18 protein-coding genes are annotated in these 25,084 nt (G+C 57.3%); 8 read left to right on the top strand and 10 right to left on the bottom strand.

Annotated elements, in window-relative coordinates; genetic code table 11:
• Positions 1-36: 36 nt before the first annotated feature.
• Positions 37-1,182 (bottom strand): mechanosensitive ion channel family protein, encoded by a 1,146-nt coding sequence (locus EU557_RS20965; RefSeq protein ID WP_135532431.1) that lies wholly within the window; start codon positions 1,180-1,182, stop codon positions 37-39.
• 114 nt (positions 1,183-1,296) lie between these two features.
• A complete protein-coding gene (locus EU557_RS20960; protein ID WP_135532430.1) occupies positions 1,297-2,526 on the bottom strand; it encodes a Glu/Leu/Phe/Val dehydrogenase dimerization domain-containing protein in 1,230 nt (409 codons plus the stop codon).
• Positions 2,527-2,763: 237 nt separating this feature from the next.
• On the opposite strand from EU557_RS20960, the gene EU557_RS20955 reads away from it, so the two are divergent.
• Positions 2,764-3,072: an ArsR/SmtB family transcription factor gene (locus EU557_RS20955; RefSeq protein WP_088845163.1), complete on the top strand. Its 309-nt coding sequence runs from the start codon at positions 2,764-2,766 to the stop codon at positions 3,070-3,072.
• Positions 3,073-3,310: 238 nt separating this feature from the next.
• On the opposite strand, the gene hemA is transcribed toward EU557_RS20955, so the two are convergent.
• Positions 3,311-4,582 carry a glutamyl-tRNA reductase gene (gene hemA, locus EU557_RS20950; protein WP_135532429.1) on the bottom strand — a complete coding sequence of 424 codons (1,272 nt, stop codon included), beginning with the start codon at positions 4,580-4,582 and terminating at the stop codon, positions 3,311-3,313.
• 299 nt (positions 4,583-4,881) lie between these two features.
• Here hemA and EU557_RS20945 point away from each other — a divergent pair, with 299 nt between their 5' ends.
• Positions 4,882-6,063, top strand: coding sequence for an ATP-binding protein (locus EU557_RS20945; protein WP_135532428.1), 1,182 nt, complete (start codon positions 4,882-4,884; stop codon positions 6,061-6,063).
• A gap of 11 nt (positions 6,064-6,074) precedes the next feature.
• Here the strand turns inward: EU557_RS20945 and EU557_RS20940 are convergent, their stop codons facing one another.
• Both EU557_RS20940 and EU557_RS20935 read right to left on the bottom strand, forming a co-directional pair.
• Positions 6,075-7,199, bottom strand: coding sequence for a lipocalin family protein (locus tag EU557_RS20940; protein WP_135532427.1), 1,125 nt, complete (start codon positions 7,197-7,199; stop codon positions 6,075-6,077).
• A 49-nt stretch (positions 7,200-7,248) separates the two neighbouring features.
• Positions 7,249-8,016 carry a carboxypeptidase-like regulatory domain-containing protein gene (locus EU557_RS20935; RefSeq protein WP_135532426.1) on the bottom strand — a complete coding sequence of 256 codons (768 nt, stop codon included), beginning with the start codon at positions 8,014-8,016 and terminating at the stop codon, positions 7,249-7,251.
• A 985-nt stretch (positions 8,017-9,001) separates the two neighbouring features.
• On the opposite strand from EU557_RS20935, the gene EU557_RS20930 reads away from it, so the two are divergent.
• Entirely contained in the window at positions 9,002-10,774 is a 1,773-nt protein-coding gene (locus EU557_RS20930; protein WP_135532425.1) for an amino acid permease, read from the top strand.
• Between the two features lie 162 nt (positions 10,775-10,936).
• Complete coding sequence (locus EU557_RS20925; protein WP_135532424.1) at positions 10,937-15,733, top strand: DUF3320 domain-containing protein; 4,797 nt, start codon at positions 10,937-10,939, stop codon at positions 15,731-15,733.
• A gap of 166 nt (positions 15,734-15,899) precedes the next feature.
• On the opposite strand, the gene EU557_RS20920 is transcribed toward EU557_RS20925, so the two are convergent.
• Both EU557_RS20920 and dusB read right to left on the bottom strand, forming a co-directional pair.
• Positions 15,900-16,859, bottom strand: a complete 960-nt coding sequence (locus EU557_RS20920; RefSeq protein ID WP_135532423.1) for a DMT family transporter — start codon at positions 16,857-16,859, stop codon at positions 15,900-15,902.
• A gap of 142 nt (positions 16,860-17,001) precedes the next feature.
• Positions 17,002-17,991, bottom strand: coding sequence for a tRNA dihydrouridine synthase DusB (gene dusB, locus EU557_RS20915; RefSeq protein ID WP_135532422.1), 990 nt, complete (start codon positions 17,989-17,991; stop codon positions 17,002-17,004).
• Positions 17,992-18,048: 57 nt separating this feature from the next.
• Between dusB and EU557_RS20910 the strand changes: the two genes are divergently transcribed.
• The 4 genes from EU557_RS20910 to EU557_RS20895 all read left to right on the top strand — a co-directional run bounded on the left by EU557_RS20910 (position 18,049) and on the right by EU557_RS20895 (position 22,656).
• Positions 18,049-19,098, top strand: coding sequence for a CPBP family intramembrane glutamic endopeptidase (locus EU557_RS20910; protein ID WP_135532421.1), 1,050 nt, complete (start codon positions 18,049-18,051; stop codon positions 19,096-19,098).
• Positions 19,099-19,183: 85 nt separating this feature from the next.
• Positions 19,184-20,152: a phosphatidate cytidylyltransferase gene (locus EU557_RS20905; protein ID WP_135532420.1), complete on the top strand. Its 969-nt coding sequence runs from the start codon at positions 19,184-19,186 to the stop codon at positions 20,150-20,152.
• A gap of 299 nt (positions 20,153-20,451) precedes the next feature.
• Positions 20,452-21,741, top strand: a complete 1,290-nt coding sequence (locus EU557_RS20900; RefSeq protein ID WP_135532419.1) for a Glu/Leu/Phe/Val family dehydrogenase — start codon at positions 20,452-20,454, stop codon at positions 21,739-21,741.
• 234 nt (positions 21,742-21,975) lie between these two features.
• The gene (locus EU557_RS20895) at positions 21,976-22,656 is read left to right on the top strand and encodes a phosphatidylserine decarboxylase family protein (RefSeq protein ID WP_135532418.1); all 681 of its coding nucleotides are present in this window, start codon (positions 21,976-21,978) and stop codon (positions 22,654-22,656) included.
• A 96-nt stretch (positions 22,657-22,752) separates the two neighbouring features.
• Here EU557_RS20895 and EU557_RS20890 read toward each other — a convergent pair whose 3' ends face one another.
• The 3 genes from EU557_RS20890 to ribD form a co-directional block, all read right to left on the bottom strand.
• Positions 22,753-23,328: a dihydrofolate reductase family protein gene (locus EU557_RS20890; RefSeq protein WP_135532417.1), complete on the bottom strand. Its 576-nt coding sequence runs from the start codon at positions 23,326-23,328 to the stop codon at positions 22,753-22,755.
• A 104-nt stretch (positions 23,329-23,432) separates the two neighbouring features.
• Positions 23,433-23,915 (bottom strand): GAF domain-containing protein, encoded by a 483-nt coding sequence (locus EU557_RS20885; RefSeq protein ID WP_135532416.1) that lies wholly within the window; start codon positions 23,913-23,915, stop codon positions 23,433-23,435.
• Positions 23,916-23,971: 56 nt separating this feature from the next.
• Complete coding sequence (gene ribD, locus EU557_RS20880) at positions 23,972-25,042, bottom strand: bifunctional diaminohydroxyphosphoribosylaminopyrimidine deaminase/5-amino-6-(5-phosphoribosylamino)uracil reductase RibD (protein ID WP_135532415.1); 1,071 nt, start codon at positions 25,040-25,042, stop codon at positions 23,972-23,974.
• Between the last annotated feature and the right edge of the window lie 42 nt (positions 25,043-25,084).

Genomic DNA, 25,084 nt, shown 5'->3' with positions numbered 1-25,084 from the left:
ACCGACTCGTTCTGGTTTAGATAAGTAGGTACAGGCCTACACAACGGGGGTATTCACTGGGCTGAGCCCATCAAAGCGGCCACCAGTGTTTAATTGCACCACCGTAGTGCCAGTGCTGGCAAAGGCGCCACCAGCCTGCTCCACTACTTCCACCAGTCGGTAGTTTAATTCCTCTTTTACCTTCAGGTACTCGTCATAGCTAGTGGTTTCCACGAAGTATTGAACGGTAACTTCTTTTGCCGCGGGGGTGAGGGCTGAAAACTGCATCTGCACCTCTTGGGTCACCAAGGGGTTGTCCTGGATAAGGCGTATTCCTTCCTCAACAATGCGGTGCAATTGCTGGCTGGTGGTAGTATGGCTCAGGGCCAGCGTAAAGCTGACGCGGCGCGCTGTGCGTAAGGAAAGGTTGTCGAGGGGCTTGTCGATCATGGCCTTGTTGGGCACCGTTACGTAGCTTTTCTCCGCTGTGCGCAGGCGAGTACTGCGGAAGCCTACTTTCTCCACGGTGCCCGTTACGGCTCCCACTTCTACTAAGTCGCCCACGGCAAAGGGCCGGTCGAGGAAGATGGTAAAGGAGGCAATCAGGTTCTCCAAGCTTTCTTTAGCGGCAAATGCCACCGCTAGGCCACCAATGCCAAGGCCCCCAATCAGGGCCGTGACGTTAACGCCAAACACCCGGCTAAGCAGCACCAAGAAAGCCATCGTCAGAACCAAGACCTTCAACAGGTCTTTGGCAAAGGGAATCAACTGGTTATTCAGCCGAGAGACATTCGTTTCGGCTTTGCGCTGAAATACCAGCACCAGAAAATCTACCACGCGCAGGGCTATCCAGGCCATGCCTGTAATGAGGCCTATTTGGTACAGCCGAAACAGGGCAACTTTCGGCCAGGGTTCGTGGCGCGTGATTTCAGAACTGCGCACTGGGTAGTCGAGCACCTGGAAGGCCAGATAAATCGTGACGAAGAAGACCACGATGGATACCGGCTGAATAAGCAGCTCCTGAAACTTGGCTTCGCTCACACCCTCTGTACGCTTCCGAATGAAGCGGTACACTAGCTTGGAAAGCAGACGCGACAGCAGCGTTTTGAAAACGTAGCCAAAGAGCAAAATTCCGGCGCACGTCAGGTAAGCCCCCACGTTGTTGCCGAGAAAGCGCAGATTCAGAATTTCCTGGAGATTCATAGCAATTAATGTCGTCCTGCTGTACGCAGCAGCCACTCTCGCCCAACCAAGTGGCCTAGCCTTGACTTGTTCTGGCGTGAGTAGCTGCTGCCCGTTTCAGCCGGACAAGTGACCTTACACCAGCTGGCGCAGTGCCATTTCAAACGACTTCTGAGCAATGCCCGTGCTGGCGTCGCCCTGGTGGCGGGTGCGCTCCAGCGCCGAGCGAATGATACGGGAAGTGTCTTGGAAGATAGCCTGGTCAGTAATTTCTGCATTCGACTCCATGAGGTAGGCGAATACCCGGGCCATACCGCAGTTGGCAATAAAGTCGGGGATAACGCTGGTGTGGTCGTCGGCAAACTCGCCGGTAGGGCCAAAGAAGATTTCGGGGTCCTGAAACGGCACATTGGCGCCGCAGGAAATAACTTCTAGGCCACCCGCCACTAGCGCGTCAACTTGGCTGCGAGTAACAAGCCGGGAAGCCGCAGCAGGAATAAAAATCTCCGCGCCCGAAGACCACACGCGCTGGTTGATTTCATCGAAGGAAAGCAGGTTGTCAGCCGTTAGGGCGTTGCCTTCGCGGTTGAGGAACAGCGCTCGAATCTCTTCCAGCGAAAAGCCGTCTTCTTTGAGTAGGCCGCCGGCCCGGTCGATGATGCCGGTAATGCGGGCGCCCTGGGTAGCCAAGTAGTAGGCTGCCGCGGCGCCCACGTTACCCCAGCCCTGGATAATGGCGCGCTTGCCTGCTACGGAACGGCCACCCCACAGCTCGTAGTAGTGGCGCACGGCTTCGGCCACGCCGTAACCGGTAATCAGGTCGGCCACGGTGTATTTGCGGCTCAAGTCCGGAGAGAAGGTGGCGTCTTCCAGCACCTTCACCACGCCCTGGCGCAACTGGCCTAGCTTCTGAATCTTCTGAGGCTCGGTGGCGCGGTAATGGCCATTTACAATGCCCTCCTGTGGGTGCCACAGACCGTAGTCCTCGGTAATCGGAATTACATCGTGAATCTCGTCTACGTTCAGGTCGCCGCCGGTGCCGTAATAGTTCTTGAGCAGCGGAATCACTGCCCGATACCAACGCTCCAATACGCCGCGTTTGCGCGGGTCCTGCGGGTCGAAGTTGATGCCCGACTTAGCACCGCCAATGGCCGGACCCGAGACCGTGAACTTCACCTCCATAGTTTTGGCCAGGCTTTCTACTTCGCGCTTATCAAGGCCTTTGCGCATGCGCGTGCCGCCGCCGGCCGCTCCCCCACGCAGGGAGTTGATGACAACCCAACCTTCGGCTTCGGTTTCGGAATCTTTCCATTCAAAAACGATTTCGGGGCGCTTATTTTCAAACTTGGCCAGGAGCTCTTTCATGCAGTGTGTTAGGCTGGGGGTGGGAAATGATGGGCGCAAAGGTAAGCAGCCCCCGGCAAGCCGGTTCGTCCTTTGTTGAGTTCATGCCGTACAAGACGTACCAGGTGTAATATTCCAGCTTTTGTAAATTTTTTCGTTCGCTGGTACGTTGGTAAGGAACTTACATGCCCTGGAATATCGTATTAGCCATATTCCTGAATACCCTCTCTCCCGAACAACCACCGTTGTAACTTCTTTATGAAACCATTGCTTGCCCGCGTAGAATCAAAAAAGGTAGACAAGGCCGCTGCCATGCTGAAAGTATTGGCGCATCCGAAGCGCTTGGCCATTGTAGACCTACTTGGTAAAGAGGAAAAGATGACCGTTACGGAAATCTATCGCTCCCTCGATTTGCCCCAGGCTATTGCCTCCCAGCATCTTATCACTCTGAAAGACCGTGGCATTCTGTCGTCTTTCAAGGTTGGTACCAAGATTTACTACTCCCTCTCCATCCCCAAACTGCTCGACGTAATCGACTCGTTGGAGGATTGCTGCGACTCCATGTAAGGGAGGAGGCCTACGCTTCGGCGTACGCCCGTGGGTTTTCAGCTAGCCTACACAAAAAAGCCCGCCGGAAGCAACTCCTGGCGGGCTTTTTTGTGCCCATGCTGAGTGTGTAGCGCAACAGACTAGGGACGAAAACTACAGTTGGTACTGAAAAGAAAACGCCCTTACTCCCGTGCGTGAGTAAGGGCGTTTCTCTACGTTAAAGAATTTGGATGCCAGTTGATGACCGGTCAGAGGCCTAGGCTAGGTCAGGCTGGCGCTCAAGGTCGAAGAGGTCCGTGAGGACGTCGATAAGCTGGTCGGCCTCGCCGCGTTTGCAGGCGGCTTTAAGCTGAAGTACGGGCATTTTGAGCACCTTCTGCATCAATGACTTGGTGATGTCATCAACGCGGCGGGCTTCTTCGGGGGTCATCTTCTTCTGGAATCGGTCCATCTCTTCGAGGCGGATCTGCTCCAGAGCATTCTTCAGCTTCTGAATGGTGGGCGATACCATCATCTCCTTGGTCCAGTCCTGCAGACCGGCCAGGCTTTCTTCGATGATAGCGCGCACTTGTGGCACGGCAGCCAGGCGACGCTCCAGAGCAGCCGAAGCTTTGCTGTGGATGGCATCAATGTTATACACGAGCACGCCGGGTACGTTCTCCACATCTGCCTCAATGCTGCGGGGCACGGAGAGGTCGATGAAGAACTTATAGTTCAGAACATCCAGGCGCTCCACCATTTCGGTGGTGAAGAAGGGCTCAGAGCGAGAAATGCTGGAGATGATTACGTCGGCATCTTTCATGCCCTGCACCAGATCCTCGAAGTTGATCACTTTTAGGCCGCATTCTTCGGCCAGGAGTTCTGCCTTGGAGCGGGTGCGGTTGCAGATGGTTACGTCGGTGAACAGTTTGCTGTCGCCGAGGTGGCGGCACACATCCGCCCCAATTTCACCTAGGCCTACCACCAGCACGCGCGGATTAGCCACGTCGCCGGTCAGCTCTTCTACCAGCTCCAGCGCGGCATAAGAAGTAGAAGCGGCTCCATCGCGGAACGACGTCTCCTGCTGTACGCGCTTATTGGTGAAGAACACGGTGTGCAGCAGCCGGTGCAGGAACGGACCAGCCGCATCCTCATCCGCCGACCATTGGTAGGCCTGCTTCACTTGGTTGCTGATCTGGAGGTCGCCCACCACCTGGGCATCAAGCCCCATGGCTACCTCAAAGAGGTGGCGCACGGCCTCAGAGTGTTCGTCGAGGATATCGAAGTACGGGAAGTACTGCGTGATGTCGGCTAGTTCCTTGAGCTGGCCTAGGGCCTCGATAATAGCGGGGCTCTGGTCGCGCTCAGCGGAGTAGTAAACTTCCGTACGGTTACAGGTGCTCAGCACGAGTAGGTCGGAGAGGCCTAGCTCGTGGTGGAGGGTGTGCAGGAATCGGCGACAGGCAGCCTCGTCCAATGCAATCAGCTCCCGAATTTCTAAGGGGGCTTTTTTGAAGGAAAGACTAACGGCCTTGAATGGTTGGAGCATAGCTGGTGCTAGTGCGATAATCAGGAGGCAAAAATACGCTACAAATCACTAGTGTGAAACAGTTGAACCACAGCTAGGGTTCGGGCTAAGTACTATTCAGGCTAAAAAGTCCGTTCTACTGGTGTAATGGGCATTTCGCGTCTCCCGAACTGACAAAAATCATTTCCATCAGGGGAAAGCGCCATCAGAAAAAGGCAAAAGCTGATCTGGTTTCCGTTTTCATCCGCGAAGCGTGGTCGTCCGTATCTTCGTTGCGGACGGTTGGCGTCCCCAGTTTTTCTACTTCCGCTTCTTTCTCTGTGCTTCCGATCTACGACCAGAAATCCCGTATCAAGCTCGTCATTGTGGGCGTGGCCCTGCTGATTGGCGCCGCTACGGTTATTTACACCAACATTCTGGTGCAGCGGCTGTCGGAACGGGAGCAAAAGCAAATTGACCTCTACGCCAAAACCCAGCGCTATTTGATTAACACCGAAGAGGAGTCAAACGTGTCGTTTCTGATGACGGAAATCATCGATGCTAACAACACGATTCCGGTTATTCTGGCCGACGGGGACAACAACATTGTGGATGCGCATAATGTGAACATTCCGAAGGGGTTAAGTGAGCAGGCGGCTATTGCCTACCTGCACCGCGAGATTGAGACCATGAAGCAGCAGCACCCACCCATTGTGATTGAGATTGGGGCGGGGCTACGCAACTACCTATATTATAAGGAGTCGGCGCTGCTCACACAGCTGCGTTATTACCCACTCGTACAACTGGCTATCATTGGTTGCCTGGGGGTCATTGCCTATTTCGCCTTCAGCTATTCTCGGCGCGCTGAGCAGAACCGGGTGTGGGTAGGCCTAGCCAAGGAAACTGCCCATCAGCTGGGCACTCCGCTGAGCAGCCTAATGGCTTGGCAGAGCTACCTGAGTGAGTCGGAGCGCTTCCGGCACGAGCCTATTGTGGAAGAGCTGGGCAAGGATGTGCGCCGCCTGCAGATTATCACGGAGCGCTTCAGCAACATCGGCTCCGTACCGGTGCTCAACGACGAGAACATCCTGCGCGTGACCGAAAACGCCATTGCCTACCTGCAAAGCCGGGTGTCGAAGAAAGTGGTGTTCGAAATCAAAACCGACCTGCCGCGCGATACGCCCGCCAAGGTCAACATTCCGCTCTACGACTGGGTGATTGAGAACATCTGCAAAAACGCCGTCGATGCCATGGACGGCCGGGGCAGCATTACCATTCACCTGCGTCGCCCCGTGCGCAACAAGTCCCAGATTGCCATTGACATAACCGACACTGGCAAGGGTATCTCGAAGAGCAAAATGGAAAGCGTGTTCCTGCCCGGCTACACCACCAAAAAGCGGGGCTGGGGCCTAGGCCTAGCCCTGGCTAAGCGCATTATCGAGAATTACCACGAAGGTCGCCTCTTTGTGAAGTGGAGCGAGGTAGGCCGCGGCACTACATTCCGGCTGATTCTGAATGGCTAGCGAAAGCTGGCCTAGCGCGTCGCCTTCGCCTCCTTGACCGTTGCTTCCTCCACGGCCTCGCGGGCTTTCTTTACCTCTGCGCGGTTGGTGATTTCCACGTAGCTGTTGCCCTTCACGGGCTTGCCATGGTGGGTGCCTTCCACGCGACACATGCCCTCCCAGTAGTGCATTTTGATGCCGGCGAAGAGCTTAAGGGTCAGCTCTTGGTCGGGGATGAGCGGCGTGATGGTGAGGTCGTAGCCTTGGGCGGGAATGCGCAACTGCCACTTACTAGGGTAGCGCTGCTTAGAGTGGGGGCTGGTCCAGTAGGCCACCGGCTCCAGCTCAAAATCTTTCTGGTCGAGGTGGGTGTTCTGGGCCTGGGTGCCGTAGTGCGAGCCACCACCAATGCTCTGGCCGGTGGCTTTGTTGTAGAGCTGGTAGGCCATAATCTCTTCCCGGGGCTCATCGAGCTGAATGCTGAACCAGTCCCAGCCAATATCTTTAGTGGTTACGCTGTTGCAGTTCCACTGGCGGTCATACCACAGCTCACCTTCCACCTGTCGCTCTTTGCCATTGATTTCGATGGTGCCGGTGGCCGTCATGCGCGGGTAGCTGTAGTAGCCTGCCTGCGCCACGGGACCGTACTTCTCATAGCCGGTGCCGCCGTGCAGCAACACTGGTTTGGCGGGCGTGGTAGTGAGGTTGATGGCGTGGCCCTTGTGCGCGGCCATGCGGGCTTGTAAGTGGTAGCTACCTTCCTGGCCAGTCAGCGTCCAGCGCTGGGCCTGCTTTTGGGTCGCCAAGTTAATGGGCAAGCTTTCGGGCAGGAGCTGGGGCAGGCGCTCTACTTTATAGTCGTAGCGAAACTCCTGGGTTTTGGGGTCGGAGATGGCGAAGTTGACCATCTGCCAGTCCTTTTTACCGGTCAGGTTGAAGTGGAAGAACACGTACTCCACGCCGAATACCTCGCCGGTGGCTTTGTCGCGCAGGTGGCCGGTGAAGTACCACCACTCCAGGGAGTTTTGCTTATGCACGGCTTCCTCCTGGGGCAGTTGAGCACGCTCCTTAAAGACGTCGTACTTATTGGTAGGCTTAAGGGCGCAGCCGGTGGCTGCAAACAGCAGAATCAGAAAGGCCAGAATACTATGCTTCATACCCCGGAATAAGGCTTTTCGAGGGCAAAAGGTTTGCTAGGCCACTAGCTTAAAGCTGGCGGAAGGGCCGGGTGAGGCGCCACCACAAGCTGCGGGGCGTGTACCAGGGCGCTGCTTGAATTCCTCCAACCACAATCAGTTCGCCGAGCAGGCGTGTGCTGGCGGCTAACGTAATGGTCTGTTGAGTTGCAGTATGAGGGTTTAGCTGTAGTTGTTGGCCTTCATAGCCGACATAGCTGATCAGTAGCTTTACAGACGTACTTTGACGATATGAGTCTGGTAATAACAGTTCAAATTCTCCTTGTGCGTCAGTGCTGATACCAATGTTGGTATCAGCCAACAGCACTGTCACGCCCGGTAGCAGCTCATGCGTGGCCGAGTCTACAATTACCCCGCGTACAAGCAGAGGTGGCAGTGGCGTAGGTATGGGCGACACCGAGGGCTGCGATGCTACCATTCCCAACGTAATAGTTTGCGGAACTCTCACTGGCCTAGGGGGCTGCTGCGCCCGCCCCTGAGTTGACGCAGCTGTTGTGCCCAAGCCTATCATCGCCGCCAACGCCACCCAACGCTTACGCCACGTTGCAACTGCCACTGGCGCTACTAATGGTCTATTCAACTGCTCCCGCCGAAACCGGCCGCAGCTCGTTCCTGATGACTGGCCTAGATAGACCAGTATCTCCATATCAGTCATGCGGGTGAAATCAACTACCACTTTATCACAAGCCGCGCAGTGCCGACCTTGGGCAGCGGGTGTCATGGCTTGCCAATTCTCATGGCATGGCTTCGGAACAGATAGGGTAGGGCGAATAGGCATAAGACAGCAGGTTAAGTTTGCTGTGTTGATGCTGCGTTAGGCCACTTTCCATAATTAAGTTTGAAAATATTCTACTCTGAATTGCGCTCTTCCTTATAAACAGGAGCAGTAAATATGATCGTAGATAGCTTAGGAGGCGGGGGAGGTGTACCCCTCGGAGGTAATAACCCCGTCTCTCCGCTTTCAAGATGCAGTCTTCCTAAAATTCCTGGGTGTTCTCGCAACCTAACTAGCATATTGGTGCTTGGCTTTTCTCGGCGACAGATATAATCGGAGCTATCATTCGCTACAAACAACAACGAATCACGCAGGTGCATTGGCAGCTTCAGTTCAAACCTGCCGTCTGCATCCGTTCTGGCTTGCAACGTGCTATCAGCAGTGCTGATAATGCAGGCGCCGGCTAGCGGTTTGCCCGAGTATTTGTCCACAATCCGGCCGCTCGCCACAAATACAGTTGCATCCGCCGTAACCGGAGCCGTGCGAAGTCGAAGCTGCGCTGGATCTGGTGCCTCGCAGCCGATCAGCCCTACGGCTGCGGCCGTGAGCCAGCTGGCCCATTTAGCAGCTGTCATCCGCAATCGGCTGGGACTGCTGAGCTGTTCTTGCCGAAATCGGCCGCATACGGAGCCAGGGTGGCCTAGGGCTGCTAGTATTTCGGCCTCCGACATAAGGGTAAAATCAACGACCACTTTATTACAGGCGGCGCAGTGGCGGCCACCGGGGGCGGGCGTCATATCGACCCAAGTAGCAGGGCAGGGGACCGGGATCGAGAGAGTGGGGCGGGACGGCATACGGCAGCGGGTTAGGTTTGCTGTAGTGATGCCGCGCTAGGCCACTTTCCATAAAGGCCTAATAAATTTCTTCGGAAAATGAAGATGGGGCAGTTGGTTCTACATCTTGGCTATGAGGGCCGTTACATCAAGCCACGTGCAGCCCCCGGCATTATTCTGTATCTTTTGCCCCCTTAACCTCTCACAACAGCCCCTTGTCTACACCTCTCCCGCCTTCGCGCCTCAGCGGCCTGTTTCGCCGCAAAAGCCTCGACGATATTCTGCACAACCCACCCGCCGATGCCGACGGCCACGGCCACGGTGGTGGACTAGAGCGCCACCTCACCGTCCGCGACCTAACCTCGCTGGGCATTGCAGCCGTAATTGGAGCCGGCATTTTCAGCACCATTGGTAATGCCTCCCACGATGGTGGACCGGCCGTGTCGTTGCTGTTTGTGTTTACCGCTATTGCCTGCGCCTTCTCGGCCTTGTGCTACGCGCAGTTTGCGGCCACCATCCCGGTAAGCGGCTCGGCCTATACCTACGCCTATGCTTCCTTCGGCGAGTTGGCCGCCTGGATTATCGGCTGGGCCCTGATTATGGAGTATGCGGTGGGCAACATCGTAGTGGCTATATCCTGGTCAGATTACTTTACCGGCCTGTTACAAGGCGTAGGTGTCAACGTGCCCATCTGGCTTACCATGGGTATGCAAAGTGCTCATAAACACTATAATGAAGTGCTGGAGCTAATGCAGTCGGGTAAGCCGCTGGCCGAAGCTTCTGCGGCGCAACTGGAAGGCTACCGAGCTTGGAGCGCCGCCCCTGAGCTGCCGGGTGGCCTACGCCTCGTCCTCGATCTGCCCGCGGGCCTCATTACCCTAGCCATTACGGCGCTGGTGTACGTGGGCATCAAGGAATCTAAGAACGCCTCTAACCTGCTGGTAGCCCTGAAACTAGTAGTGGTAGCGGTGGTAATTCTGGTGGGTGCCTTCTACGTGCAGCCCGAAAACTGGAGCCCCTTCGCCCCGAACGGCATTGGTGGCGTGCTCAAAGGCGTATCGGCGGTATTCTTCGCTTACATCGGCTTCGATGCTATTTCCACTACGGCCGAGGAATGCAAGAACCCCCAGCGCGACTTGCCCCGGGCCATGATCTATGCCCTCATTATCTGCACCATTCTCTACGTGATTATTACGCTGGTACTCACGGGTATGGTGAATTACAAAGAGCTAGCGGTGGGTGACCCCCTGGCCTACGTGTTCAATAAAGTAGGCGTAAAATGGCTGGGCGGCGTGGTGGCCGTGTCGGCGGTGCTGGCCATGGCCTCGGTGCTACTGGTGTTCCAGATCGGGCAGCCCCGCATCTGGATGACTATGTCGCGCGACGGACTGCTGCCCCCCGTATTCTCGCGGGTGCACCCTAAGTTTCACACGCCCTCGTTCAGCACCATCGTTACGGGCTTCTTTGTGGGCGTGCCAGCCATGCTGCTGAACATGGACTTGGTAATTGACCTGACGAGCATTGGTACCCTGTTTGCGTTTGCGCTGGTGTGCGGCGGCATTCTGATTATTGACCCGCTAGGCCAATCGAATGCCCGGTTTAAGGTGCCCTACATCAATGGGCAGTTTCTGGTGCCGCTGGTACTGGTGGTGGGTGCGGTGCTCTTGTTTATGTATAACCAAGCGGGTATCCAGGAATTTCAGCAGGCGCTCAGCAGCGGCTACGAGGAAGGTCGTCATTACATCCCCATGCTGGTATTCTTCGTGTTTTGTTTGGTGCTGGCTTGGCTGTCGTTCCGCAAGCGCCTCTCCCTACTGCCGGTGCTAGGCCTGCTCACCAACCTCTACCTCATGACCCAGCTCGGCATCAACAACTGGCTGCTCTTCTTCGGCTGGCTGGTTATTGGGCTGGCCCTGTACTTCAACTACGGTTTCAAAAACAGCAAGCTAGGGCTGCGGCTGTCGCCAAATGGCGCCCGCCTACGCTAGCGCAAGCCTTAACGGCAAGTTCTTTTATTACCCAAACGCCCCGGTTGCTGAGCAAGTAGCCGGGGCGTTTGGCGTAAGGGCAGGGGCGCTTACCAGTTGTTCTGAGAAGACCACGGCTGTAACTTGAATGCTGGCCGGCTGTATTCTCCCTCGGCAATTCCTATGGAATCAGATTCTCCTATCTCTCCAGTTACCACTTCGCACCCCCCGACTTCCTCCCTTGCGGCTCGCCTGGAGGCCTCCCGCCAGGAGCTGTTGGACCTAGGCTTGCGTAATCCACTGCTCAACTTTCGGCTTTCCAAATCCCAGGGCGTAACCGTAGTGCAGGAACAGGCCACGGCGGTGTACGAGGTGCTGGTAAGCCAGGGGAAAACTATGTACTTCCAGGCTGCCCCAGAGCCCCGCAAGAAAGCACTTACCGCCCCTACTGCTGACCTGGTTACGGAGTCTGCCCCTGAAAAAGCCGTAGTAGATGACGCTGCGCCCCTGCCGGAGCTTACCGTGGAGGAGCGACAGACCCTACTAACCGACAATAAGCTGCAAACCGCTGAGCCGCTGGCCAAGCTGGAAAGCCGCTTGCTCAATACCTATTATACTGCCCGAACCAGTCTGGAAGAGCAGGGCGTGAACATTCTGTACCTGGCCCTGGGCATGCTGACGTGGTACGAGGCCGAGAGCGGTGAAGAACCCCGCCATGCGCCGTTGGTGCTAGTACCCGTACTGCTGGAGCGCGGCACCGCGGCCGAGCGGTTTAAGCTGCGCTACACCGGGGCCGAAATCGAGAGCAACCTCTCCTTGCAAGCCAAGCTGAAGGCTAGCTTCGGAATGGTGCTCCCTTCGCTGGAAGAGGAAACGGCGCTGCCCGACTACTATACCGCCGTGGCCGCAGCCGTAGCAGGGTTTGCGCGCTGGCAGGTAGAGCCCAACCGCATTGCGCTGGGTTTCTTCTCCTTCGGTAAGTTCATGCTCTACCGCGACCTGGACCCCACCACCTGGCCTAGCGGCACCACCCTACTCGACCATCCGGCCATTGAAGCGCTCCTGGGTGCGGAAACTGGCTTCCGCGACGCTGCCCCCACTGTAGGCGACACCGCTTTCCTCGATACCGAAAGCACTGCTCACGAGCTGCACCAGGTCTTGGATGCCGACAGCTCCCAGCTGCTGGCTTTGCTGGCGGTGCAGGAAGGGCGTAACCTGGTGGTGCAGGGTCCGCCCGGCACCGGGAAGTCGCAAACCATTGCCAACCTGCTAGCCGAAGCCATTGGGGCGGGGAAGAAAGTGCTGTTTGTGGCGGAGAAAATGGCCGCTCTGGAAGTGGTAAAGCGCCGCCTAGATGCGCTAGGCCTAGGCGCGGCCTGCTTAGAGCTGCACAGCCACAAGGCCAACAAAAAAGCCCTGCACGACGAGTTGCGCCAGACCCTGAGCCTGGGACGACCCGCTGCCGTGGCCAACGTAGAGGACCAAATGGCCCAGCTGCCCCGCTACCGCCAAGCCCTCAACGACTACGCCTTGGCCGTGAATGCGCCCATCGGCCGCAGCCGCCGTACTGCCCAGCAGGTCAACGGTGAATTACTGCGCCTAGTGGAAGAGCGCGGCTCAGCGGAGCTACCGCGCATCGCCTTTACTGGCCTAGCCACCTGGACTGATGCCGACGCGGCCCATGCTGAGGCGCTGGCTACCCGCTTGCAGGCCACATTGCAAAAAATAGGTTTGCCCAAAGAGTTATTATTCTGGGGCAGTGAGCTAACGGTACTGCTACCCGCCGAGCAGGCGGCCCTGGCTGCTCAGCTTGAAGCGGCACAGGCAGCCGTAGCTAGCTTGCAAGCCGCGGCCCAACCTCTGGCAGAACAGCTTGGGTTACCCATTCCCACGGAGCGCACGGCAGCGGAGCAGCTGTTGCCGTCCGCCCGCCACGCCCAGCTGGCGCCGCCTCTCCTAGGGGCGGCCGTAGCAGATTCGGCCTGGCATCAGCAAGCAAGCCGGATTCAGGAAATTTTAGCTGCCGGACTGGCCTACAGAGCCCTTCGCCAGCAGCATGAGACCACGCTGTTGCCCGAGGCCTGGGACCAGCAACTGCTTATGGAGCGCGCGGCCCTGCTAGCCGCCGGCGACAAGTGGTGGAGCTTCCTTAGCAGTGACTACCGTCGGGCCCGCAAGCGCCTGCAAAGTATCTGGCGTGGCCCATTGCCAAAAGAGTCAAATGGAATAATCACGGTTATCGACGCTATCCACGAAGCTGTCCGCCACGTGAAAACCATAGCTGAAGCGAGTGGCCTAGGGCAGCAACTCTTTGGGGCGAGCTGGCAGGGAGAGCGTTCTGACTGGCCTACGCTGCTGAAAACGCAGGAGTATCTAACCCTCACGCACCAGCGGATTGTCCGTGGTGAGTTGCCGGCTACCATCCTCACCTATCTGCAACGCGAAGCGCGCCCCGACGAGATAGTTGCGCCACTAGCGGCTTTGGAAGCGGCGCTAGTGCAACACCGAACCGCCGTGCAGACCGTAGCCGATGCCCTGCAGCTTAATGAAGCACGCCGCTTTGGGTCGGTCGGCCGGCTGCAGTTTCAGTCTTTCGAAACTCAGTTACGGACCCTGACTGCTTGGGCTGCCGACATACCCGCCTTACGTCTGACTACGGAGTGGAATAACGTAGCCGCAGCCGTGCAAACCGAGCAACTGCCGGAGCTTCTGCTGCTAGCCGAAAGCTGGCCCCACGCCTCGCGCCTGTTGGCCTCGGCCGTGCGCCAAACTTGGCTCGAGTACCTGCAGCGCCAGGCCTACGAGCAGCACCCGGCTCTCCGGCAATTTGAGCGGGCCAGCCACGAGGAAACCGCCGCCCGCTTCCGGCAAGCCGATCAGGATTCACTCTATCACAACCGTATTCGGGCCCTGCGCCAGCATTATGAGGGCTTGCCGCACCCGCAGGCGGGCGGGCAAATGCTGCTGTTGCGCAATGAATTCGCCAAAAAGACCCGGCACTTGCCCCTGCGCAAGCTCATGCAGCAAGCCGGGCGGGCCGTGCAGGCCATTAAGCCAGTATTCATGATGTCGCCGCTGTCGGTGGCCAACTACCTGCCGCCGGGTGCTGTGGAATTTGACCTGGTAGTATTCGATGAGGCCTCGCAGGTGAAGCCCGTGGATGCACTGGGTGCTATTGCCCGCGGCCGGCAGCTGGTAGTAGTCGGCGATTCTAAGCAGCTGCCGCCCACCTCCTTCTTTGACTCCTTAACCGGCAGTGGCGAAGACGCCGACGAAGAAAATGTAACGGCCGACATCCAGAGTATTCTGGAGTTGTGCAAGGCTCGCCAAATGCCCGAGCGGATGCTGCGCTGGCACTATCGCAGCTTGCACCAGTCGCTCATTGCGGCTTCCAATCACCTGTTTTATGAGGATAAGCTGGTGATTTTCCCTAGCCCGGGCGGGCAGGGGCAGTTGGGGCTGGTATATCATCATCTGCCCACTACGCACTACGAGCGGGGCACTACCCGCACGAACCCGCTGGAGGCGCAGGCCGTGGCAGAAGCGGTACTGCACCACGCCCGTACCACACCGCGCCTCACGCTAGGCGTGGTAGCTTTTAGCACAGCGCAGCGCCAGGCCATTCAGGACGCACTGGAAAAGCTGCGCCGCCAGCACCCCGAAACGGAAGCCTTTTTCAACCGTCACCCCCACGAGCCATTCTTCAACAAGAACCTGGAAAATGTGCAGGGCGATGAGCGCGACGTTATCCTGATCAGCGTGGGCTACGGCCGCACGAAGGATGGCTACCTGACCATGAGCTTTGGGCCTTTGAACGGGGAAGGGGGCGAGCGGCGGCTGAACGTGCTCATCACTAGGGCTAAACAGCGCTGCGAGGTGTTCACCAACCTCACCGCCGATGATCTGGACCTTGCCCGTACCCGCGCCAAGGGCGTGGCCGCCCTAAAAACCTTCCTGAATTTCGCTCAGCACGGGCGCCTAAACCAGAACGAAGAAACTGGCCGCGAGATGGAGTCGCCGTTTGAGGAAGCCGTGTACAGTGCCCTCACTGCCCGAGGCTATACCGTGCGCCCCCAAATTGGCAGCCAAGGCTTTTACATTGATTTGGCGGTCGTAGACCCCGATCAGCCCGGCCGCTACGTGCTGGGTATTGAGTGCGACGGGGCCATGTACCACTCCGCCCGCTCGGCCCGCGACCGGGACCGGTTACGCCAGCAAGTGCTAGAAGCCGTGGGCTGGCGCTTGCACCGCATCTGGAGCACCGACTGGTTCCGGGACCCGCAGCGTGAAACGGAGCGTGTAGTGCAAGCCATCGAAGAAGCCAGTCGCCGCGCCGCCCAGGACGACTCCGACGAGCCAGATGAAGTTGAGGTAACGCTGGAAACTAGTGGTACTGGGATTGAGCGCGAAGAACTTTTCGCCGCCGACCAACCTTTGGCCGAGCCGTACCAAGTGGCGCAGCTACCGGCCGCCGTAGGCCACCGCGAACTGCACCAGCATAGCCTAGGCCAGTTAGCCAATTGGCTTGCGCAGGTAGTCCGCATTGAAAGCCCCATTCACCTCGACGAAGCCACCCGCCGCCTGGCCCAAGCCAGCGGAGCTACCCAAGTAGGCGCCCGCATGCGCAAAGCCGGCCGCGACGCGGCGTTGCTAGCGTCTAACCTGCGCCACTTGCGCCAGCAAGGCGACTTCCTCTGGCACAATACCATGCAGCAACCGCCCCTGCGCGACCGAAGCAGCCTACCCGCTATTTCCCGCAAGCTAACCTTTGTAGCTCCCGAAGAGCTGGCCCGCGCCCTGCGCACCGTAGTAGAGCAAAGCTTTGCCCTACCTCGCGAGGCCGTGTTCCTGCCCACCGTGCGCCTGCTCGGCTTCAGCCGCCTCTCCGACGACATGCGCCAGCAGCTGGAGCCTGCCCTCACTGGCCTACTGGGACGAGGCGAGATAGAAGAGGTCAACGGAGTTCTACGCCCCAGCTAGATCAGTTTTCCTAATTGCTGCAAGTGGTATTGGCTAGGCCACCCTCCTCGCCGGCACCTACTAAAAGGCTTCCACTACTGGCTGTGTGTAGTGATGAGGTTGCCTAATCCAGAGCCTTACTCCCTGTTCTTTCTCCTATACTGTATTACTACACTACCTCCAGCTGTTACTTTGCCCGGTGGATGATGGCCACGCTTACCAGGATAATGAGCATGCCCAGCAGGTGCCAGAGGTTGAACTGTTCACCATCGAGCAGGCCCCAACCCAATGCCATAATGGGTACCAGATAAGTGTTGGAAGCCGCGAACAGCGCCGTGGAGCTTTGAATGAGCTTGTTGAATAGCACCATAGCTACAGCAGTGCTCATGGTAGCCAGCAGGGCAATGTAGCCGAAGGCCGTCCAGGCGCCGGGCACGGTGGCTAGCTTGTGCAAGAATTGCGTGCCCAGCAGCAGGTAGGCCAGGGCTGGCCCGCCAATAAACAGGAGTAGCAGGCCCGTAACTGCTACCGACGGAATCCCGCTGAAGTGGTGCTTAATGATATTGACGCTGAAGCCATAGCCCAGCGTGGCCAGCACAATGTAGAGGCCATACCAGGCATTGCTCTCGCCACTTGGGGTTGCATCGCCGCCGCTGCCGCCCAGCAGCATCAGGACCACCGTGCCCGCCAGGCCAAGGCCTATTCCAAACACCCGTAGGCCAGTCAGCTTCTGCCCGAAGAAGGCCGCGCCCACCACTAAGGTAAATACCGCCGTAAGTGCATTCAATACCCCTGCTAGGCCAGAAGCCAGCCGGGTTTCAGCGTAAGCAAACAGAAAGGCCGGAATCAGGGTGCCCACCACGCCGCTCAGCACCAGCCACTTAAACCGGCTGCGCTCTACCTTTCGGATGTGCTGTAGGGCAAATGGCAGTAGCAAGAGCGCGGCCACACTCACCCGCGTGGCACCCAGCTCCAGCGCCGAAAACACCACCAACCCCTTCTTCATCAGGATAAAAGAAGTACCCCAAATAGTAGCCAGAACTATCAGCAATACCCATGCTGAGGCCGGCGTGCGGTGGGGTGGGGGCGGAGCCACGGTCTGCGAGCCAGGGGCGGAGGTAATGGCCGGGGCGGGGGCGGTGGGCATGAGGGGAGAATGAGGGAGGAAGGAATAGAGGAAAAAAAGAACGTCATCCTGACGAAGGAAGGATCTTGTCACGATAGCCCGAGGCACTAGGCCAGTCGTTCAGGCGTGATAAGATCCTTCCTTCGTTAGGATGACGTTTGGGTTACCCCACCAAAACCGGCTCGGCGGCAATGATTTCATCCATGATGGCGTGGATCTCCGCGGGGTCGTTGGTGTCAACGAGGCGGGTGCGCCACTGGCGGGCACCTTCTAGCCCCCGGAAATACTGGGCGTAGTGGCGGCGCATCTCGAAAATGCCGGCCCGCGGGCCCTTCCATTCCAAGCTTTTCTCGAAGTGCATCCGGCAAGCCTGCACGCGCTCTTCCACGGTGGGGGGTGGAAGCAGCTGGCCAGTAGCGGCATAGTGCTTCACCTCTCTGAAAATCCAGGGGTAGCCAATGGCGGCCCGGCCAATCATCACGCCGTCAACGCCGTAGCGGTTCTTGTACTCCACGGCTTTCTGGGGCGAGTCGATGTCGCCGTTGCCGAAGATGGGAATCTTGATGCGCGGGTTGTTCTTGATGCGACCAATCAGCTCCCAATCGGCCTCGCCCTTGTACATCTGCACGCGAGTGCGGCCGTGCACCGTCAGGGCTTCAATACCAATATCCTGCAGACGCTCGGCTACATCTTCCACGTTTTTAGTGGAGTCGTCCCAGCCCAGGCGGGTTTTTACCGTCACGGGCAGGTGGGTAGCTTTTACCACGGCGGCCGTCATCTCCACCATCTTCGGAATGTCGCGGAGCAGGGCGGCTCCGGCGCCGCGGCAGGCCACCTGCTTCACGGGGCAGCCGTAATTGATGTCGATGAGGTCGGGGCCGGCCTCAGTGCTGATGCGGGCACATTCGCCCATCGTTTCCACATCGGAGCCAAACAGCTGAATCCCGATGGGCCGCTCGTAGTCAAATACATCGAGTTTCTGCCGGCTCTTGGCGGCGGCCCGAATCAGGCCTTCTGAAGAAATAAACTCGGTGTACATCAAATCAGCCCCGCCTTGTTTGCACACGGCCCGGAATGGCGGGTCCGAAACGTCCTCCATGGGCGCGAGTAGCAAAGGGAAATCGGGCAAGGCAATGTTGCGGATGTGTACCACGGCAGTCTATTCTAGTATTTTGCGCAAATTTACGACTCTTCCAACTCTTACCACCCCATGAAAGGTTTCGTCTCCAGCCGGTTGCACCCCGCCGTTAACCTTGTGTTGCTGTTGGTGGTGGCGTTTGTGATGTTTTGCCTCTCCAGTTTGCTGATTGCAATATGCAGCAATCTGTTCTTTCATGTGGGGTTACAGGAGATGGGCAACGTGCAGCAGGCTCCGCAGTCGTACCCCAACGGATGGGGCATCATGATGCTCAGCCAGGGGCTGCTGTTGCTTGGTGGGGTAGGGGGGGCCGCCGTAGTACTGGCCGCCCTCACCGGGCATAAGCTCACCGACTATTTTGCTCCCCGTAGGCCAGTGCCCCTGTGGTGGGCCCTGGTGGCCATGGCGCTTATCATCATCAGCCTGCCGTTTATGTCGGGGCTGATAGACTGGAACACGCATGCCCACTTCCCCGCCTTTATGCACGACTGGGAGGTGAAGGCGAAGGCCATGGAAGACAAAGCGCAGGTTATCACGCGTTTTCTCACTCGGTTTACCTCGCCTACCCGCTTTCTGGTGGCAGTGCTGGTAGTAGCAGTAGTGCCGGCCGTTAGTGAGGAGCTGTTTTTCCGGGGCGTAGTGCAGCGCAACCTGGTGCAGTGGTTCAACTCGCGCCATGTGGGTATATGGCTGGCCGCCGCCATTTTTAGCGCCATTCACTTTCAGTTCTTCGGTTTCGTGCCGCGGTTTGTGCTGGGGCTGGTGCTGGGGTATTTGTACGAGTGGAGCGGCAACATTCTGGTGCCAATGGCGGCTCACTTCACGCAAAATGCCTTTCAGCTAGTGCTGCTCTATGTGCAGCAGCGCCAGTGGTCAACCACCGCCTTCGACCCCGACTCCACCGACGCGCTGCCGTGGCCGCTGATGCTGCTTTCGTTGGTGGTGTGCGTAGGCCTGCTATGGCTACTGCGCCGCAATATGCAAGCTCCGCGAGCCGATGAGCTACCCTCCCACATGCACACGCTCAGCAGTGGTGGCGTAGCGGTAGCTGGCCCCGAAGTACCTACCAAGGCGCGCACCCTCAGCCACCACGGCGTAGATATTACCCGAGAAAATAAATAACTGAACAGAAGGAAGAGGCCTATAAATTGCTGCTAGGCCACCTGTAGTTCCCGCCCGCCTATATCACTCTCCAATTTTACCCTCCTTGCCCACCTCTCCCGCCCCCACCCCGCCGCCAGCCGCTGAGCCAGCTACCGGCAAGCCGCCCATGTCCAACCTGGCCCAGCGGATCATCTTCGGCATTATTGGGGCCGTGTTGTTACTGGGTAGCGTGTGGTACAGTGCTTGGTCGTTTGCCCTGTTCTTCGGCCTGGTACAGATGCGGATGCTGTGGGAGTTCTACCGCATGATGCGCCACGCCGGATATAAGCCAGCGGCATTGCTGGGTGGTGCGTTAAGTTTGGTGCTATTTACTGCCATCTATTTTCTGCAAAGTGCTAGTTATCATGCAGAAGTTGCAGGAAGTACGTCCGTGCTTGAGACTAGTGAGAGCCTTTCCTGGCTTAATACTATAGAGCCAGCTAAAAACAGCTTATACATAGTGGCTTTCCTGTTGCCCACTATTTTGATTCTGAGAGAAATGTACTCTTGGCCTCGGGAAAACCATGACATACCGCCTTTCGCTAATGTAGGCGTAGCCTTGTTGGGCATACTGTATGTGAGTTTGCCCATGAGCTTGTTGAGCGTAGTAGCATTCAGCAACCGGGAAAACTATGATTACCGCCGAATCTTCGCGCTGCTGCTGCTGGTATGGTCGTCGGACATTGGGGCGTATGCGGCAGGTAAGACCTTGGGTAAGCACAAGCTGGCGCCTAAAATCTCACCCGGTAAAACCTGGGAAGGCGCCGTGGGTGGCTTCCTGCTGACGCTTGTTATGGGCTGGGCCTTAGGCTACCTATTGCCAGAACTTTCCTTAACCTATCGCCTCGTAGTGGCGAGCGTGGTAGCGGTTTTTGGCCCGCTTGGCGACCTGGCAGAGTCGATGCTGAAGCGCAGCGTAGATATAAAGGACTCTGGGCGCATTATGCCGGGCCATGGCGGCCTGCTAGACCGGTTCGATGCCTTCCTATTTATTCTGCCGGTGCTGGCTCTGCTGCAGCTGGTATTTGGCTAGGCCTATTGCTGCGGGGTAGCCCAATTATTTACAGCCCGTGGAGGTATTTCCACGGGCTTTTTTTGTGTCTACTCCAGACGAGCACTATATAGTTGAAAACTAACGGGCATTTGGTGCTGTTTTTGCGCACATACTGGCTTAGAGGCAAGGTTATGGTAAAATGCACCCCATCCGATGCGCCTTGCGTATGGCATATTCCCACTACCTTTGACCACCAAATTTCTGCGCGCGACTAGTGGCTCCCACCGCCTTTGGTCGCCCTTTTTCATTTCCTCACCCACCCCAACCCCCAACCCCGTATGGCTGCCACCACGGTGTACAAAGAACCGGCCCCTCGCGTAGATGCCGAAAACCCCCTCGAGTCCATGATGTCACGTTTCAACGTGGCCACCGAAATCCTCGGTCTCGACGACGAAACCTACGACGTACTCAAAGCCCCTGATAAGCAGGTTATCGTGCACATTCCGGTTACCATGGACAATGGTAAAGTGCGCGTGTTTGAAGGCTACCGCGTGGTGCATAACACCATTCTTGGCCCTTCGAAAGGCGGTATTCGCTACGATAAGAACGTGCACCTCGATGAGGTGAAGGCCCTGGCTGCCTGGATGACGTGGAAGTGCGCCGTAGTTGATCTGCCCTATGGCGGTGCTAAAGGCGGTATCATCTGCGACCCCACCACCATGAGCGCCGGCGAAATTGAGCGCCTCACCCGTGGCTACACCATGTCTATGAAGGATGTGTTCGGTCCCGACCGCGACATTCCTGCTCCCGATATGGGTACCGGCCCTCGCGAGATGGCGTGGCTGATGGATGAATTCTCTAAAACGGTAGGCGCTACCTCGCCGGCCGTAGTAACGGGCAAGCCGCTAGTAATGGGTGGCTCACTGGGCCGCACTGAGGCTACTGGCCGCGGGGTAATGGTGTCGGCGCTGGCCGCCATGAAGAAGCTGGGCATGGACCCCAAGCAGGCCTCGGCGGCGGTGCAGGGCTTTGGCAATGTAGGCTCGTGGGCGGCCAAGCTGCTGAGCGAGCAGGGCGTAAAAATTAAGTGCATTTCCGACGTAAGCGGCGCTTACTGGAATGAGAACGGCATCAACATAGACGAGGCAGTGGCCTACAAGAACGTGCACAAGGGCCGCCTCGACGGTTTCACGGGTGCTACGCTCATGGACGATGCCGACGACCTGCTCACGTCCAACGTAGATGTGCTGGTACCCGCTGCCGTAGAAGATGTTATTACGGAGCACAACGCCCACGACATCAAAGCCAAGCTGATTGTGGAAGGTGCTAACGGCCCGACTTCGGCCTCTGCTGACCCCATCATCAACGAGAAGGGCATTATGGTGGTGCCTGATATTCTGGCTAACTCCGGTGGAGTAACGGTATCGTACTTCGAGTGGGTACAGAACCGCCAGGGTTTCAAGTGGACTGAGGAAATGGTGACCGAGCGCGCCGACCGCATCATGAATGATGCCTTCGAGAAGGTGTACGCCACCAGCCAGAAGTATAACATCCCGATGCGTATTGCAGCCTACGTGGTAGCCATTGATAAAGTGGCCCAGACCTACAAGTTCCGCGGCGGCTTCTAGGCCACTACTAGGCGCCGATACTTACCTCAAAGTAGGTTTTTGGCTGCTAACTGGGCTGTGAGCCCGAACTAGCTATATTTGTTTTCGGATAGCCCGGGCCGGTGGCTCGGGCTATCTTTGTGCAGGTCGGCAAGGTGTTTCCCTCAATGGGGAATCATATGCCTGCTGAGCTCTGTTTCTGGAAAAAGCGTCTGACTCATCGTAATTCACGTAATCAGCGCAAATCAGTGATTTATGAAGATTCACAAAGAAGGACGACGAATTCTTTTCTTTACGTTGCTGGCTCTGGTAGCCGCCAACCTATTGCTTTTCCGCTATAATGCCCGTTACGACGATTTTAACAAGATTTTCGCGGGTATTTCGGTCATCGTCTTTCTGGCGCTGCTTCAGTTTTTCCGGAGCCCGGCCCGCCGTCTCTTCACCCACGAGGACTTAGTTATTGCCCCCGCCGACGGCAAAGTGGTGGTTATTGAGGACGTGCACGAGCCCGAATATTTTGATGATGTGCGCAAGCAGATCAGCATCTTCATGTCGCCGATTAACGTGCACATCACCCGCAACCCTATCTCGGGTATTGTACGCTATTTCAAATATCACCCCGGTAACTATCTGGTAGCTTGGCACCCCAAGAGCAGCACCAAAAACGAGCGGACCACGGTAGTTGTGGAGTCGGAGGCAGGCCCATTCGTGCTGTTTCGGCAGATTGCCGGCGCTATGGCTCGCCGCATTGTATGGTATGTAAATGAAGGCGACGAAGTAAGCCAGGGCGAAGAGTTTGGCTTTATTAAATTCGGCTCCCGCGTTGATATTTTCGTGCCGGTTGATACCGAGGTAAAGGTGCAGATTGGGGAGAAAGTGAAAGGTGGCCAAACCATCGTCGCTCAATTGAAAACCGACTCTCCTAGCCTGTTCTAGTAGCTCTCATTCGCAAGGCAGCATCTTGCCAACCGCAAAAAGCAGTGCCCTCCCCTTGCAAGGGGAGGGCACTGCTTTTTCTTTTATCGTACTGGCCTAGGCCTGTTCTGCAGCCGATTGATCAGCTACCGCAAGTGAGTCATCTTGAACAGGCAATTGGTAGTGTAGCAGTGTCATGCCATCGGGCCAGGCTTGCTGATTCAACAGTATCAAGGGGCGTGGCTGTGGTTGGGCTCGCCACAGCGGAATGCCTGCTCCTAGCAACTGCGGCACAATGAAGAGCATGAGTTCATCTACCACACCAGCTGCCAACAGCGGGGCCGCGAGCATACTGCCCCCGATCAGCCAAATAGTGTTGCCTTCCTGCTGCTTCAACTGGCTGACGAAACTAACTGGGTCTTCGGTCACGAAGTGTACCGAGGGGTGGGCGGGCTCCGTGGGTGGGCGCCGGGTAAAGACGTAGTTGGTCAGCGTGGGGTATGGCCAATCACCCAGCGTGAGTACTTGCTCGTAAGTGGCGCGGCCTTGCAGAGTAGCATCGGCAGTGGCTAGGAAGTTTCCGTAGCCATAATCCTCATTCGGGGGCGGGGTGGGCAGCCATTCCACGGAGCCATCCGGGGAGGCAATGTAGCCATCCAGACTGGTGGCTATGTACAAAACAACTTTACGCATGGGTGGGGTAGGATGGGGGTAGGACTTATCCGGGTAAGTTACACGGTTAGTGGCTGAGAAGCACCTCTTGAGGGTGCCTTTCTACTACCGGCGCCGCCCCAAGCCTAAAACCACCGCGCAGCCAGCGTCATCAATTGCTCCAATGCCTCTTGATCGGCCTGATCGAAGTCGTTTAGCTGGTCGCTGTCCACGTCTAGCACGGCTACCACCTGCCCATCTTTCAGCACCGGTACCACTATTTCTGATTTTGAGTCGGAGCTGCAGGCAATGTGGCCGGGGAACTGCTCCACGTCGGGTACCAGCACCGTTTCGGCGCGGCTCCAGCTGGTGCCACACACACCCTTACCCCGTCGGATACGGGTGCAGGCAATGGGCCCTTGGAACGGGCCTAGCACCAACTCGTCGTCTTTCACCAGATAGAAGCCCACCCAGAAGAAGCCAAACGCCTGGCGCAGAGCCGCCGCGGTATTAGCCAGATTAGCCACTAGGTCAGGTTCACCCGTGGTCAGTGCTTCAATTTGAGGAAGGAGTTGGCGGTATTGCTCAGCTTTAGTGAGCGTAGTATCGAGGTGCAGTTCTTCGGCCATGAGTAAGCGCAAGTAACAGGGAGAAAGTGCTAGCTAACCGCGCCAGCGCCGCAAAGTTATGACCGCGCCGGTATTGCCCGGCCTTGCGCCTGCCGCTGATACACGAACACTTCGTCGTCACCCAATGCAAATTGCTCTCGTAGGCCAGTGAGACCTAAGTGCGGCGCCGCTACACCCCCGCCTAATACCTTGGGGCTCCGGATAATCCGGGCTTCGTCCCAGAGTCCATCTTTGAGCAAAGAGTTCAGTACTGTAGGACCGCCTTCTACCAGCACCGACTGCACATTGCGCTCATAAAGGTTATGGAGAATCTGAGGGAACAAGTCGTTGGCTTCGGAGAGAGGTTCGTAGGCCAGGTTGTGGGTAGAGTCCCGCTCCCGATACGTGTACACAATTGTGGGCTGGCTGCCATCGAGCAAGTTATGCGTAGGAGGCAGGCACAGGTTTTTATCGATTACTATCCGGGTAGGGTCCTGGCCGGGCCATTCCCGCACGTTCAGGCGTGGGTTGTCGTGCAAAGCGGTGCGGGTACCCACTAGAATGGCTTGTTCTTCGGTGCGCCACTGGTGCACCATCACATTTGCCAGCTTGCCACTGATGGCTACCGGCTGAAAGTAAGGGCCTGCTAAGTAGCCATCAGCCGTTTCAGCCCACTTGAGTACTACATAGGGCCGCTGCTTTTCCTGGAACGTGAAGAATCGCCGGTTTAGCCAGCGCCCTTCCTGCTCCAATAACCCAGTTTCTACCTTAATACCTGCAGCCTGCAGTTTTGCAATGCCGCGGCCAGCTACTAACGGGTTGGGGTCGAGGTTGCACACCACTACTTCGGCTACGCCTTTCTCAATCAGTAAGTCGGCGCAAGGCGGAGTTTTACCATAGTGGGAGCAAGGCTCCAGCGTAACGTACACTCGGCTCTTGGACAGCAGATGCTGCTCCGTAACGGCCGCTATAGCATTTACTTCTGCGTGCGGGCCGCCATACCGCTTGTGCCATCCTTCGCCAATTACCCGGCCTTCGTGAGTGATTACACAGCCTACAATGGGATTTGGGCGTGCGTAGCCGGTGCCCAGGCGGGCTAGGTCGAGGGCCCGGCGCATCATGAGGTGGTCGAAGTCGGTGGCAGACATAGGAGCGGAATTGGTGGGAGGGTGAAGGTACAAAACTAGTGG

The organism is Hymenobacter wooponensis (assembly GCF_004745865.1).
Lineage (GTDB): Bacteria > Bacteroidota > Bacteroidia > Cytophagales > Hymenobacteraceae > Hymenobacter > Hymenobacter wooponensis.
Note: the sequence above shows the minus strand (reverse complement) of the source record. Positions and strands in the feature narration are given on the sequence as shown.

Coding starts and splice junctions, on each gene's coding strand:
- EU557_RS20965 (WP_135532431.1), bottom strand. CDS start 1,182: ATGAATCTCCAGGAAATTCTGAATCTGCGCTTTCTCGGCAACAACGTG.
- EU557_RS20960 (WP_135532430.1), bottom strand. CDS start 2,526: ATGAAAGAGCTCCTGGCCAAGTTTGAAAATAAGCGCCCCGAAATCGTT.
- EU557_RS20955 (WP_088845163.1), top strand. CDS start 2,764: ATGAAACCATTGCTTGCCCGCGTAGAATCAAAAAAGGTAGACAAGGCC.
- hemA (WP_135532429.1), bottom strand. CDS start 4,582: ATGCTCCAACCATTCAAGGCCGTTAGTCTTTCCTTCAAAAAAGCCCCC.
- EU557_RS20940 (WP_135532427.1), bottom strand. CDS start 7,199: ATGAAGCATAGTATTCTGGCCTTTCTGATTCTGCTGTTTGCAGCCACC.
- EU557_RS20935 (WP_135532426.1), bottom strand. CDS start 8,016: ATGCCTATTCGCCCTACCCTATCTGTTCCGAAGCCATGCCATGAGAAT.
- EU557_RS20925 (WP_135532424.1), top strand. CDS start 10,937: ATGGAATCAGATTCTCCTATCTCTCCAGTTACCACTTCGCACCCCCCG.
- EU557_RS20920 (WP_135532423.1), bottom strand. CDS start 16,859: ATGCCCACCGCCCCCGCCCCGGCCATTACCTCCGCCCCTGGCTCGCAG.
- EU557_RS20910 (WP_135532421.1), top strand. CDS start 18,049: ATGAAAGGTTTCGTCTCCAGCCGGTTGCACCCCGCCGTTAACCTTGTG.
- EU557_RS20900 (WP_135532419.1), top strand. CDS start 20,452: ATGGCTGCCACCACGGTGTACAAAGAACCGGCCCCTCGCGTAGATGCC.
- EU557_RS20895 (WP_135532418.1), top strand. CDS start 21,976: ATGAAGATTCACAAAGAAGGACGACGAATTCTTTTCTTTACGTTGCTG.
- EU557_RS20890 (WP_135532417.1), bottom strand. CDS start 23,328: ATGCGTAAAGTTGTTTTGTACATAGCCACCAGTCTGGATGGCTACATT.
- EU557_RS20885 (WP_135532416.1), bottom strand. CDS start 23,915: ATGGCCGAAGAACTGCACCTCGATACTACGCTCACTAAAGCTGAGCAA.
- ribD (WP_135532415.1), bottom strand. CDS start 25,042: ATGTCTGCCACCGACTTCGACCACCTCATGATGCGCCGGGCCCTCGAC.